The following is a 13564-nucleotide window of genomic DNA, read 5'->3' as shown; positions in this document are numbered from 1 at the left end:
CAATCACGAAGACACTGCCTAAAACAATAATTCGGAGTTACGGTATGTCGCAAACGGATTTCTCTGTTATTTCTCTGGCCTCGATTGCTGGCTTTGATGCCGAGGCCGATGTGCTGGTCTGTGGTTTTGGTGGTGCGGGAGGCAGTGCTGCGTTAGAGGCCGCCAAAGCGGGTGCTAGCGTCATTTTGTACGAGCGTGCCAGCGGCGCCGGTGGTTCTACCGGAATGTCGAGCTGCGAAATGTATTTGGGCGGCTCGGGCGGTACCTCATTGCAAAAGACTTTGGGGTTTGAAGATTCCACCGAGAATTTCATCGCCTATCTGGAAAAGGCTATGGGCGTGCGTGGCGATCCTGAAAAAATTCGCTTGTACGCGGAGGGAGCGGCTGACCATTTTGAATGGGTGCGATCTTTGGGTGTACCTTATAAAGATGCCGTGATGCTCGAACGCGAAGTGGTGCCACTGACAGACGAATCGCTATTATTCACTGGCAACGAGCGCACGCTGGAATTTAAAGACGTAGCCGCGCCTGTGCCTCGGGGTCATGTTCCCTCACACGAGGGTGATTTTGGGGGCCGAATGTTCATCGATGCCTTAACGTCCGCTGTGGTCGAGGCGGGCGTTGATGTGCAGTACGACAGTCGTGTGATGCATCTCATTGGCGACGAAGCGGGTAGGGTCGTGGGCCTTGTGGTCAAGCAAGACAACCAGCTGCGTTATGTGAAAGCCAACCGTGGGGTGGTACTGACCTCTGGTGGGTTTATCATGAACGAAGAGATGCGCAAACGCTATTTACCGGATAACCATAAGTGGGCCACGCCGTACGGTAACCCTTTTGATATGGGCGACGGTATTAAGCTCGGGCAAGCCGCGGGCGGGTATACCATTAACATGGACGAGGCTTTTGTGTCCTTACCCATTTATCCGCCATCCAAGCTTACCTATGGTATTTTGGTGAACCAGCGAGGCGAGCGCTTTGTCAACGAAGACGCCTACCTCGCACGTTTAGCGCATTACGCCAGTTTGCAACCCGAGCAAAAGCTGTACCTATTGGTGGACGCCGATAATTTTGATCACCCTATGTACATCGAGCGTTTGGACGTGGTGGCGACGGGTGACACCATTGAGGAGCTTGCCGCCGAGGCTGGAATTTTCCCGGCTGGCGCATTGGAGCAAACCGTCGCCTACTTTAACGAGCACGCTAAAAAGAGCACAGATCCAAAGTTTCGTAAAGCGCCGGAGTGGTTAAGTCCCCTCGAGAAAGGGCCTTTTGGCCTCTTAGATTTGTCATTTGACCGACAGACCGCGGTCATTATGCCCGGAACCAAGGGTCCTTTGACCTTTACCTTAGGTGGTCTAGATACCTTGCCAACGGGCGAAGTTAAACGCTGGAATGGGGGTGTAATTGAGGGCTTGTATGCGGCTGGTCGCGTTACAGCCGGCTTGCCACGATCTTCCGAGGGCTACTCGTCGGGGATGTCGGTCGGTGATGCCACATTTTTTGGTCGTATCGCGGGGCGTCAGGCGGCAAGCCAATAATGTTATTGTTTGTTGATAATTTTGAAGCTGAGTGCATGACATAGAAGGTAGTAACACATGAAACTGATAAAAATCGTTTTGATTTTGATAGGCCTTGGCGCGCTCGCCGTCGTCGGTAAAAGTATTCAGGTATCGCAGGGGCTTTACGACGAGCGAATCGAGACCATACCCAAACATGCACTGAGGCTTGCATCAGTAGCAGACGCATTAACCTTTGCGAGAACTCAAGGAAATGATGTGTTGTTGGTCGCCGCTCTGGATCAAAAGGGTGTGATCGCCGTAAACCTTTCCGAGTTTTTTGGTGCGAAAGGTATGGATACTTTGGCGCTGTATCGAAAGTTAGGCCCCGCGGTCATCAGAACAGCGCTAGACAGCGAAGTGACTTTCATTGAGTGGGAAGCTTTAGGTTTGCCTTTTGAGCCACGAGCTCAGGCTGTTGCGGCCGGAACCAACTTTGCGGCGCACGCTGAAGAAGTTGGTTTGGATGAAGGCCCATTTTTATTCCCTAAAATCAGTAAACCCTCGGCCTGGAATGACACCCTGCCACAAAGCGCTCGACTCGATTACGAGGTGGAGTTATGTGCGGTGCCAATAGACGATTTCACCATCGAAAAGCCCTCTGCTCTTGGGGTGACGCTCTGCAATGATTTTACCGACCGCTGGGACCTTGTTCGAAACATCGATCTTGACGGCCCCTTGGGCAGAACGGGGTTTGCTGATGGTAAGAGCGGCGAGCGACGCTTGCCTTTAGGCGCTCTACTGGTCGTACCCCAGGATGCAGATGTTTTCTTGGATGGCGTAGCGCTCGGCTTGGCCGTCAACGGGGACTTGCGCCAACAAGGTCGAGGGTCACAAATGATTTGGAACGCTTCGACAGTGATGCAAGAGACACTGCACCAGTGTGATCAGCCCTATCAGTATCAGAGAGCAGAGATCCCACTGACAGAGTGTGGCGCTATTAAAGCGGGGACAGTAGTCATGCTGGGTACGCCCGATGGTGTGGCGTTCCAAATGCCCAATATTTGGATGCCTTGGCCTTACTTGCGTCCGGGCGATGAAGTTTTGACTTTTGCCTCGCACTTAGGAGTCTTGCGCACGCGTATTACGCAGTGAGCATTTGTTGATCAATGATCCAATAACCACTTTATTCGTACCAATACTTTGGGCAAGGGGTGTGCTGCAGTGAAACCATTAGTTCTGGCCTTACTATTCTTGTTGGTTGCGGTGGACGTTGTGGCTATTGAAGAACCCAAGTACGAGCTTGTCGCGGAGTATGGCGATGCGATAGAAATTCGTCATTATGAACCACAAGTCGTGGCGGCAACGGTGATGAGCTCAGGTCAGAACTCGGGTTTTAGAGTCTTAGCCGGTTATATCTTCGGTGGTAATGAGCGCGAAGAGAAAATCGCCATGACAGCGCCGGTTGCCACATCCATGGGAGACGGCACTACTGAAATGCAATTCATGATGCCCAGTGAATACGAGCGGGATCAATTGCCGAAACCCGCCGATGAGCGGGTGGTCTTTAAGGAGTTGCCCGCATATACCGCCGCGGTTATTCGATTTTCTGGCAGAGCCAATGGCGTCATGGCTGAGAAGTACTGGGCCGAACTTCAATCTTTTCTGGCCGACAGTGACTGGCAAATGAGTGGCAGCCCCACGCTTAATCAATACAATCCACCTTGGATCCCGGGTTATTTCCGGCGCAATGAGATTATTGTGCCGGTGCTTTCCAAACAGGAGATAGATGCAGTGAATGAACAAAAGCTGGCGACCGCCAAAGACATGCTGGATGCCTGGAACACTTTGGACTGGGAACGTGTGTATCAGCTATTTGGTGAAACCGGCGTGCTGCATAATGTGATGCTGGAGCCCACCCGGGGAAATGCAGAAATTCGCACGCGCTTTAAGGCATTTGAAGACGGGCTTACCCGCATGGAATTTATCGTTCTGAATATGGGTCTGTTGGGAGACGACGTGGTCATCGAGCGTCTCGATAGTTTTGAGTTCAACGGCCGTACAGGAATGGTACCCGTCACTGGAGTCCTTTCTATTGAGGAAGGGCAAGTAAAAGAGTGGCGCGAATACTACGATCGCAACTGGTTATTGAGTGAGATGGGCGTTATTGACGCTGAGCCGCCCCACCCTTTGGCACCTCAGGATGTCAGTATTGATAGAAATAGCATGTCCGACGACGAGCGTCTTGCTGTTGCCGAAGCCATGTTGGATGCGTACCGACAGCTCGATTGGGAGGCTGCAGCAAACTTAATCGCCGACGACGGTGTCATTCACTACGCCGAAAAAGATCCAATGATAGGTCCAGAGGCCATGCGTAAGCACACAGCGCGTATCGGTGCATTGCTAACCCATGTTGATTTTGATGTGCGCAACATGGGGGTGGTGAACGGCGTTGTTATGATCGAGCGCTTTGACGAGATTGAGTTTAACGGACATCGCGGACGTGTTCCGGTGTTTGGTGCCATGGAAATTGAAGACGGCAAAATCAAGGTCTGGCGCGAGTATTTTGATCAAAACCAAATGATGCTAGCGATGGGTATCAGTCCAAAACCCTGAAGCTTGTGAATCGATCGCAGAACGTTGAGTCAGCGCACAGTGTGCTATGGCCCTAGCGGTAAGGGGGCTCATGTTAGAGCGAAAAGGGCGCTTGTATGGCTCTCTCACCCGTTGAGGGTGAACGGCTCAGTCGCTGCTTAAAAAGCACTTAGCGCAAAGCGCCTCGTAGCGGGCATTTTCGCCGTCGATCATGACTTGCGCGCCTTCCTTAATCCGGCCCGACTCACCCACGCGTGCGTTGAAGATGGCTTTGCGGCCACAGCGACAAATGGTTTTCATTTCTTCAAGCGTATGCGCAATTTCCATTAAGCGCTGGCTTCCAGCGAACGAGCGCGTCTGAAAGTCGGTTCTAATGCCGTAAGCGAGGACGGGGATTTCTTCAAAAATCGCGACTTCGAGTGCTTCGTCGACCTGGTGCGGTGTTAGGAATTGCGCCTCATCAATCAGAACGGCCGATACCGGCGGCAAGCCTTGGTCGCGTTCGGATAACGCGTCTTTGACGGCTTGTCTTAGGCTATCGCTTTTGTTCAGCAGAACGTCGACGTCGCGACGAACACCCAAGCGGGAAACCACCTGTCGATTACCTTTTGTGTCTGTCGCCGGTTTTACCAGCAGAACGGCCTGGTCGCGTTCTTCGTAGTTGTGCGCTACTTGCATAAGAGCAGTGCTTTTGCCGCTGTTCATGGCTCCATAACGGAAGTAGAGTTTGCTCATGGATTGTTCTTCTTGGATTGGTCTATGCTGACTTCATGCGGAGTATCGCATGCGCCCCCGGCCTTTGGTCAAATATTCTGTCGGTAAAGTTGGTCAATGCACCTTGAAAGGTGGGCAATAAAATCCGTGGTGTCATTGTCTATATTCATCATTTCTGGATGGACTTTTGTTGGGTACAAGGGGGTGTTGAGGTAAGGTATGACTCAATAACTATGATAAAGGAGCTTGGCATGACATACAGTGTAAAACCTACGGGTGGCAGTTGCGGAGCCGTAGTCGAAGGGTTGGACGTGTCGTTGCCTTTATCGACTGACTTGGTGTCTGAGCTTCGAGGGCATTGGGTGAATAATAAGTTGCTGATATTCCCTAACCAGAACTTAACGCCAGACCAATTGGTCGCCTTCAGCACGCAGTTCGGTGCGATTGGGGAGGATCCGTTCTTTGGTCACATTGACGAGCACGAGCAAGTCGCTGCTATTCAACGAAACGCCGACGAAACAACGCCGATTTTTGCCGAAATTTTTCATACGGATTGGAGCTTTCTCGAAGTGCCTCCTGCAGGAACGGCTTTGTACGGTATTACCATTCCACCCCATGGCGGCAACACCTTATTCGCTGATCAGGTAGCGGCCTACGAAGCTTTGCCGGTTAGCCTGCGCGATCGAATCGAGAATTTAACGGCGATTCACTCGGCGGAATTAGGGTATGCGCCTGACGGTGCTTACGGCGAGAATGATCAGGGTGGCGGCCGCAGCATGAAGATTATTGCCAGCGAGCGCGCTCGCGAAAAGTTCGAGCACCCCTTGGTTCGCACACATCACGAAACGGGCAAAAAAGCCTTGTTCTCTTCCGTCGCCTATATTCAAGGCTTTGTCGGTATGGACAAAGCAGAAAGCGATAACCTGCTTCTTGAGTTATACGCCCACCAAACCAAGGAAGAATTTGTTTACTCCCATGCCTGGGAAAAGGGTATGTTGGTGATGTGGGATAACCGTTCTTTGCTGCACGCGGCGACGGGCGGCTACGATGGTTACGACCGCTTGTTGTATCGAACCACCATTGCGGATACGCGGTTTTAAATTCGTTTAGCGCTTGGGGATTAGCAAGAACAAAGCGATCCCCAGTACCGCGGTAAACAGGGTAAGCACCGAGAAAACCTTCAGCAGCACCGTGCCAATTTCGTCCCGGGTGCTGTAGTCCATAATATGCAGACTCCATAGAAAATCCCAGATGCGCCACGCGTCGTTGCGTATGGCGCTAACAGAGCCACTGTAGGCGTCAAGGTAGACTTTGACCGAAGGGTGCTCGGTGTCTACGAGCTGCCACAAGGGCAGCGCTCTGCCTCGAAACTCACTGGTCGGCTCGGTCTTTTCTATGAGTGTTGCGACACTTAAATTTAGCGTTGTCTGCGCCTTACCTAAGGCCAAGGCCTCTTCTTGGTTGAGTATTCGTAGCGGATCGCCTAGCGCAGTTTGCCAGCGGCCATCAGAGCCTATGATGATCTCACCCGGCAGGCGTTCTTGCACGGTCAACTTGCCAGCGAAAGTCGTGCTTAAATTGACAGCAGCAAAGTCAATCGAGCTCTCTGGACTCGCCACGCGATAATCATTGCCACGCACTTGGTTTATATCGGTAAAAGCAAAATAAATACCGCTGACGGTCCACGCGAATAACTGTAAAAAACCGATGACCGCGATACGGTTGTGCCATTTTCGAACTCGCCTTTGCCAGGCTAAGCGCTGATGCATTATTTCGTCATCCTAGTTTATATCCAGCGTTCTGCGCCTGATGTCGCACGAGTTAACCTCGTTAGAGCAATTCGCCAAAAAACACGCTGTTGATCAGTACCCGCTGACTGCCCCACCAAAACGCTCTGAACGCAGGGTCATCAAGCGACAACACAAGCGCGCCTTTGCCTTTACTCTCAACGATGACACTGGCTGACTCCCTGGCCAGTTCTTGGTTCTCCGCAGACATGTAACCGGACAAAAGTGCTTGCTCAGAGTAGGCAATCGGTGTCGAATATGGGTCGCTCGAGCGCAGCATGAAACGATTATTGGTTCGGAACATCGGTAGTTCGTTGTCGCTATATCCATAGCCAAGCGGGTGGGTGATATCGATATCGCCTTCCAAAATAACGCCCCGCACCAAGGTATACGCGGCTTCGTTATCGGCCTCGGCATAAGCTTGTCGGGGTGGGAGTAATTGTTCAAGGTCGCCAGCGCTATCTTTTTTGGCGGTGCGTTTAAATTCAGCGCGTAATTTCTGGCTGGCTGTCTCTTTCCAGAAGACCTCGGTGAGCCCCTCTTTATTCAGCCATTCTAGGGTACTGTCTCCCTGCGCAAACAAAACCCCTCCCGCTTGTATAAAGGCATCGAGCTTTTTACTGATGCCTGGCACTGCTTTTAAAGGGTCGGTCAACAAAACGTGCGTGTAGCGACTTAGATCGGTGCTTGGTAAGCGAAATGTATCGATCATGGTGATCGGCATGTTGACGACCCGGTCTAACAGATGCCAAAGCTCCGCCGTGTCGTAGCCCGAGGTCCCGGGTCCTGTTACCAAGAGGACTTTGGGTAGGCTCAAGACTTCAAAGCCACGACTACCGAGGTCGATACCAGTGGGCGTAAAACTGCTGGCCGCGGCGTACACCGGTAAACCACTCGATGCAGCGGTTTGTAGGATCTTGACGACTTGTGTGGGGATGTCTTTGTTTAACTCAGGGCTGATCAAAAGACTCCCGTAACCAAAATCTCGTAGGCCGTTATTGATTGTCTGTGCTTGGAAGGCGCCAGTAGCCGCGCGCACATTAGCTCCGGCCTCCAGTAAATCGTACAGCAGTTCAGCGGATGCGCTATCCCGCCAATCGATCAGGTAGCCGGTCTTAGATTCGGGTAGTTTTTTCGAGCTGGCTAGAAACTGGTCGGTGAGCTTTTTTGTTTTAACCTTAACAACGGCCTGTTGCGTGTGCGTAAGGTCAAAAGCGAGAGGCAGTGTCCAGGTCGAGACGTCGTAGAAAACGTTTTCTTCGAATTCTAGCTGACGGCTCCAAAGTGCTCGCAGGTAGGCGGCATTAGGTTGGTTTAGCGGAATCACTATCGAATCTGAGGCGCTAAATGTATGCCCCTCTGCCTCAATATCCTCTGCTAGGCCGAGTATCTCGATGTTGTGTCCCTGCAGAACGCGCATGAATTCTTTTAAACGGGTCGCGTCGCCTTCAGCCCGAGCGACGTAATAACCTTTTGGCTGCTTCGCGCGCAGGTCGACAAAGTGGCTTCGTTGGTAACTTAAGAGCTCATTTTTTAAGTCGGATGTCGCTTTAATAGATGATAAAGACGTTAAAAATTGGTTGCTGATGCTCGTAGGGAAGTCGAGTAAACCGTTAATGGTGTTCTGTTTTGTACCGCGTGATGAGGGTTGCTCAAATAAAATGCCTACCGTGCCAAACAGGTCTGGATAGGTAGAGCCTTTGCCCATAAAAAAGTCGTCGTAGTTTTCTTGAGTAAAATACATGACCCCGTTCTCGTCCAAAGTTTGCGCGTGATATTCGCCAATCTTTGCGGTTAAGATTTGATTCATTTTCGGTGTTAAAGGGTGGGTGCGTTCGGGTTTGCCCGGCATGAAAAAGAAATGGTTATTGCTGCCCTGCTCGTGGAAATCGAGTTGCACGTTGGGCTTCCAATCGTGGAAAAGCGCCAGCCGACCTCGGCTTTCCGGGAATTGGTGGGGCAGCCAATCTCGATTTAAATCGAAGCCGTAGTAATTACCGCGACCATTTGGGGTGTGTTCTCGGTGTTCGCGATCATTCGGGTCTGCGCTGGGGTTTAGACCGCGATGATTATTGGTCCAATTCGCAAAACGATCGAGCCCGTCCGGATTGAGCATGGGGTTAAAAATAATGACGATGTTTTGCAGTTGCTGTTCAAGCTCTGAATCCTGTGCCGCATTCAGGTAATAGGCCACTAGTGGTGTGGCATTTGAGCCGCTTGGCTCGTTGCCATGAATGCTGTACATCATGTGCACAATGGCGGGCTGTTTGGATAGATCAATATCGACATCTGGGTTGACGATCTTCGCACGCGCGGCGCGAATCGTATCAAGCTTTGCCAGGTTCTCTGGTGACGATATGGCGTAACTCACTAGCGGTCGTCCACCGTAGCTGCGCGCATGTTCACCTAGGGCGACCATGCGTGGAGAGGCTGCCGCTAAGCTGTCTAGGTATTGTCGGATTTCGTGTGAGTACCAATGGCGTTCGCCAACGTTTACTCCAATCACTTCCTCGGGTTTCGGTAAACTCGAGTCAAATGTAACCTCGGGATTGATCAGCTCTTCGATCTTTACTTCGGCGGCCAGGCTGTGGATGGTTTGAACAAAGCCCAATGCGAGCAAGGCGAGTGAGACAAAAAGTGTTTTCATGCGTTTTCCTAGTCGTGTTTGCAACGAAAGACAGCTTAAAACCAACGTTTGGCTTTGAAAATTGCAATCATAGCCGTGGCTAGCGTTGCCATCGCTCCCAGCAGTATAAAGTAGCCGTTCGGTATGTGCAGTTCTGGAATGTAGTCAAAATTCATGCCGTACAAGCCCGCCAAGAAGCCCAGCGGCACAAAGATCGATGTGACCACGGTAAGAATACGCATCGTGTTATTTAGTTCGTGTGCGCTCAAAGAAAAGTAGCCGTCTATTAGGTCACCACAAATCTCGTATTGCTGCGCTGAAAGGCTCGCTAAGCGTTCACACCGGTCGTACAAGTCGCGCAAGCGGTGGGTTAGCTCAACGGTTTCTTCTGGATCGTCCCACAGAGTAATCAGTTCTTTCGCTAGCGTTTCATGGTAGTTAAAGTTGCGCTGCAATTTTCGCAGCTGAGATCGGCAGCGAATGAGATCTTTAAGTAATTGATCGTTCCCATGTTCGAGCATTTCGTCTTCGCTACGAATAAGGTCAGAATCAAAACTTAAAAGCGCCTCTAAGAATAGCCCTGCGGAATAATGCAGAATACTTAATGCGAATCGTTGCGGGTTGGTCATTAAACTCGTTAAATCTTGGCGTTCACAATGTTGTTGAACGCTAAGAGATGGGCGTGAGTGGATAGTAATTACATACCCCTCACCTACAAACAACGACAACTGTAGCGGCTTGACATTGAGGTTGTCACCAAGCTCGGTCAAGCCCCGGAAAATGATGAAGGTGTGGTCTTGAAACCACTCGACTTTAGGCGGGTGGCGATCCCGCTGCACATCCTTTAACGCGAGTTCATGACAGCCAAAGCTTTGCAGGAGTGACTTGGTTTCTTCGTCCAGAGCTCCTTCAATGTCGAGCCACAACCAGCCGCCGTTGTCGCGCCATTGAGAGATGATCGACTCATCGCCAATTGAACGCTCAAGAGATGAATTAGTCCAGTGTGCACGAATCATATATATACCCCGTTTTAACAAAGCATAAGTTATGAATTCTCTCGCTCAAAGCCTTTTATTTTGTGCGCCGCTTCTTGGTATGTGGCCGCAGTTGAACGTTCTGCGATCTGACTTAAGCGAGCCGGGGTCTAAAGCCCTAACGCAGCCGTCGTGCCCGCACGCTGCGTCCTTTGATCTTACCTTGCGACAGGTAGTTCATGGCCTGACGCAAAACATCGCGGCTGACGGCCACATAGCTGCTGTAGTCGGCGATTGTGATTTTACCAATCCCAGAGCCCTGCAGGCCGGCATCGCCGGTTAAAGCGCCCAAGATGTCCCCGGGACGCATCTTCTGTTTTCGCCCTGCGTCGAATTGTATTGTGATCCAGTCGCCTTTGAGTTCGTAGTTAGGATCGCGGTCTAGGGATGCGAGTACATCGCAGGCGCAGGGCTGCTCTTGGTATTGCTCGATTTGGCGAAGTCTGGGCGTTTCGGACTCGGTGACCAAGCTAAAAGCCAGACCCGTCTCCCCTGCGCGGCCGGTTCGACCGATGCGATGCACATAGACTTCGGGGTCTCTAGGTAGCTCATAGTTCACGACCATCGCTAAGGACTTAATGTCTAAACCACGAGCGGCGACGTCGGTTGCCACTAAGACAGGGCAACTGCCATTGGCAAATTGCAGTAAGACTTGGTCGCGTTCACGCTGCTCCATATCACCGTGTAGCGCTTTTGCCTCGATGTCATGCTCGTTTAAAAAGTCGGCGACTTCGGCGCATTGTTTTTTGGTGTTGCAAAATACTGCGCCGTTGTTGGGACGGTAGTGCTCGAATAGGGCCAGTAACGTCGGGTAGCGTTCGTGCTTTTTAATTTCGAAGAAGAGTTGCTCAATCACCCCTTCTGCGTGGGCGACATCGTCGTCGACCTGCACCATCGCAGGGTTAGCCTGAATAGAACGGCTTATTTGTTGGATGTTATCTGGGTAGGTCGCTGAGAACAGCAGGGTCTGTCGATTTTTTGGGACTTCAGCGATGATCGCTTGCATCGTATCAGCAAAGCCCATGTCGAGCATGCGGTCGGCCTCGTCGAGCACCAGTGTATTCACCTGATCGATCTGCAGTGTGCCTTTGGTCAGGTGGTCGTGAATACGCCCGGGGGTACCCACTACGATATGAGCGCCATGCTGCAGTGAATCGCGCTGCGCTCCAAAAGGTTTGCCGCCGCACAGCATGACGACTTTGATATTGGGCATTTGGCTGGCGAGCCGGCGAATTTCGGCGCCGACTTGGTCGGCAAGCTCGCGCGTGGGGCATAAAATCAATGCCTGGGCGCCAAAGAACCTAGGGTTGATTTTATTCAGCAAGCCAATACCAAAGGTTGCCGTTTTGCCACTGCCAGTTTTGGCACGCACGACCAAATCACGCCCTTTTAAAATGAGCGGAATGCTTTGCTCTTGGACGGGCGTCATAGCTTTGTAGCCGAGCGCTTCCAGCGACTTCAGCTGTGCAGGCGAGATGTTGAGTTTGGAAAAAGCAGAGGAGGACATCGGTAAGTCACTTAGAAAATTCAGCGGGCATGATACCAGAGGCCTGCTCAGCAACTGCGATTAATTGTTGTAATTTATTGCGGGAATGGTCGTGCGATGAGGCATGGGCAAGTGCTTGGTTAGCAGACAAGAGGTGGGGTTTGGGCATTATGAGGGTGAATTGCCACCCTCAGTGCAGCGGTTATGCAGTCCTCTAAGACATGGCGACTTTGGTTGGTCGCTTGCCTCCATGGCCATACAGATTAGCTGTTAAGCTCGAGATTGCGTGTACCAAGATAATGGGCTCGATTTTTTGCTTGCCGGTCCAAACAATGTTCGGGAATCGGTCAAGGATGCGCTCGTAAGCCATGCTGAGCTGCATGTGTGCAATACGATTGCCCAGACAGCGGTGTACCCCAAGTCCGAACGCCATGTGCTTCTCGACGTTGTCGCGGTTTAAATCGAAGGTGTCGGGGTTCGGGAAAACGCCGGGGTCACGGTTTGCTGAGCCGTACCACATAATCACTTTTTCATCTTTGGCAATGCGTTGCCCTGCGATTTCTGTGTCTTCAATGGCGGTGCGACGCATGTGCATCACAGGCGATGTCATACGCAACGATTCGTTCGACATGCGATCAATGAGCGAGCGGTCATGTAGGACGAGCTGGCGCTGATCCTGAAACTGCGTTAACAGTCGGATGGTCCCCGACAGCGAGTTTCTGGTAGTGTCATTACCGGCAAAAATAATCAGCAGCCACGAGCCGTCAAGATAGCTTTGCGACATGGATTTGCCGTCGAGTGACGCATTTGCAATGGTGGTTAGCAAGTCTTGTCTAGGATTTGCGATTCGATCAGCCATGACGCGCTCGCCATAGTCGAACATGTCGGCCAGCATTTTTTCGAAGCGGAACACGAACATGGGTTCGGCCATGAACATTTTGAAGGGGTGGGTTAAGAACTGCGGCGCAAGTTCCAAGTAGTGCATCCATTTCGCGATATTAGGACGGTCTTCCTCATCGACACCCAACATCTCGCAGAGCGTAAAAAGCGGCAACTGGGTCGAGAACATTTTCGCGAAATCGACAACGGGGCCTTTCTTTTCCATGTCATCAAGTAGCGAATCAATTTTTTTGCCCACGCGCTCTTTGAGTGTCTCGACGTACTGTGGCAAGAAAAAAGGCATTTGCTGGGCGCGCAATTCACGATGCACGTCGCCGTCTAAATTGATCAACGAGTTAAATGCCGCATGCATGAGGCGCTCAGCTTTGCCTCGGCTTGGCATAACCGCCATATTCATACTGCCGCGCTGAGAGGAAAATATTTGTGGGTTTTGCTCGACGAATTTGACGTCGTCGTAGCGTGAAACCGACCAAAACCCCGAGGTTTTATTCAGACCAGGCGACCACATGACGGGCGCTTCTTCACGCATGCGTTTGTAGTAATCAAAAGGGTGTCCGCTGGTCCAGGAGTTGGTTGAGCCCAGTGTGAAGCCCGAAAGTCTGGGGTAAATTTCTTTATAAACGGGATCGATTGCGCCCGTGTCGTAAAGAATGTCGTCGCTTACGGGGGGGTAGTGTGCGCTTGCTTGCTGAACGCTCATTCTGTATTCCTAGTTTAATAAAGCATGAATAATTGTGTTATACGCGCGGAGTAGCGTAGTGAGATTGATTCTAAGTTTATTGGTGCCGATTTCGAAGGGTCATAAAGTGTCGAAGATGTGCGTAAACCACGGCGTTGCGAAAACCGCAAGTGATGCTGTGTAATCCGCCTTGATGATCATGAGAGCCGCTGTGGTGAAACTAAAAACCAAGTTTCTCGCCGGTAGC

Annotated in this window: 10 protein-coding genes; 4 read left to right on the top strand and 6 right to left on the bottom strand. The window is 51.4% G+C overall.

Features of this window, described 5'->3' with window-relative positions:
• The 3 genes from ACTF5Z_RS08610 to ACTF5Z_RS08600 form a co-directional block, all read left to right on the top strand.
• Positions 1–1538, top strand: a 1538-nt coding sequence (locus tag ACTF5Z_RS08610) for an FAD-dependent oxidoreductase (RefSeq protein WP_438985285.1), incomplete at its 5' end; no start/stop codon positions are given.
• A gap of 57 nt (positions 1539–1595) precedes the next feature.
• Positions 1596–2651 carry a fumarylacetoacetate hydrolase family protein gene (locus ACTF5Z_RS08605; protein ID WP_438985284.1) on the top strand — a complete coding sequence of 352 codons (1056 nt, stop codon included), beginning with the start codon at positions 1596–1598 and terminating at the stop codon, positions 2649–2651.
• 69 nt (positions 2652–2720) lie between these two features.
• Positions 2721–4112, top strand: a complete 1392-nt coding sequence (locus tag ACTF5Z_RS08600; RefSeq protein ID WP_438985283.1) for a heme-binding protein — start codon at positions 2721–2723, stop codon at positions 4110–4112.
• A gap of 126 nt (positions 4113–4238) precedes the next feature.
• On the opposite strand, the gene ACTF5Z_RS08595 is transcribed toward ACTF5Z_RS08600, so the two are convergent.
• Positions 4239–4826 carry a thymidine kinase gene (locus ACTF5Z_RS08595; protein WP_438985282.1) on the bottom strand — a complete coding sequence of 196 codons (588 nt, stop codon included), beginning with the start codon at positions 4824–4826 and terminating at the stop codon, positions 4239–4241.
• Between the two features lie 230 nt (positions 4827–5056).
• On the opposite strand from ACTF5Z_RS08595, the gene ACTF5Z_RS08590 reads away from it, so the two are divergent.
• Positions 5057–5905 carry a TauD/TfdA dioxygenase family protein gene (locus tag ACTF5Z_RS08590; RefSeq protein ID WP_438985281.1) on the top strand — a complete coding sequence of 283 codons (849 nt, stop codon included), beginning with the start codon at positions 5057–5059 and terminating at the stop codon, positions 5903–5905.
• Between the two features lie 6 nt (positions 5906–5911).
• On the opposite strand, the gene ACTF5Z_RS08585 is transcribed toward ACTF5Z_RS08590, so the two are convergent.
• The 5 genes from ACTF5Z_RS08585 to ACTF5Z_RS08565 all read right to left on the bottom strand — a co-directional run bounded on the left by ACTF5Z_RS08585 (position 5912) and on the right by ACTF5Z_RS08565 (position 13338).
• Positions 5912–6574 (bottom strand): hypothetical protein, encoded by a 663-nt coding sequence (locus ACTF5Z_RS08585; protein ID WP_438985280.1) that lies wholly within the window; start codon positions 6572–6574, stop codon positions 5912–5914.
• 61 nt (positions 6575–6635) lie between these two features.
• The gene (locus ACTF5Z_RS08580; protein ID WP_438985279.1) at positions 6636–9239 is read right to left on the bottom strand and encodes a M14 family zinc carboxypeptidase; all 2604 of its coding nucleotides are present in this window, start codon (positions 9237–9239) and stop codon (positions 6636–6638) included.
• Positions 9240–9274: 35 nt separating this feature from the next.
• A complete protein-coding gene (locus ACTF5Z_RS08575; protein ID WP_438985278.1) occupies positions 9275–10234 on the bottom strand; it encodes a magnesium transporter CorA family protein in 960 nt (319 codons plus the stop codon).
• 136 nt (positions 10235–10370) lie between these two features.
• A complete protein-coding gene (dbpA, locus tag ACTF5Z_RS08570; protein ID WP_438985277.1) occupies positions 10371–11759 on the bottom strand; it encodes an ATP-dependent RNA helicase DbpA in 1389 nt (462 codons plus the stop codon).
• A gap of 193 nt (positions 11760–11952) precedes the next feature.
• Positions 11953–13338: a cytochrome P450 gene (locus tag ACTF5Z_RS08565; protein WP_438985276.1), complete on the bottom strand. Its 1386-nt coding sequence runs from the start codon at positions 13336–13338 to the stop codon at positions 11953–11955.
• Between the last annotated feature and the right edge of the window lie 226 nt (positions 13339–13564).

The sequence above is a fragment of the Aequoribacter sp. genome, assembly GCF_965659035.1.
GTDB lineage: Bacteria > Pseudomonadota > Gammaproteobacteria > Pseudomonadales > Halieaceae > Aequoribacter.
Note: the sequence above shows the minus strand (reverse complement) of the source record. Positions and strands in the feature narration are given on the sequence as shown.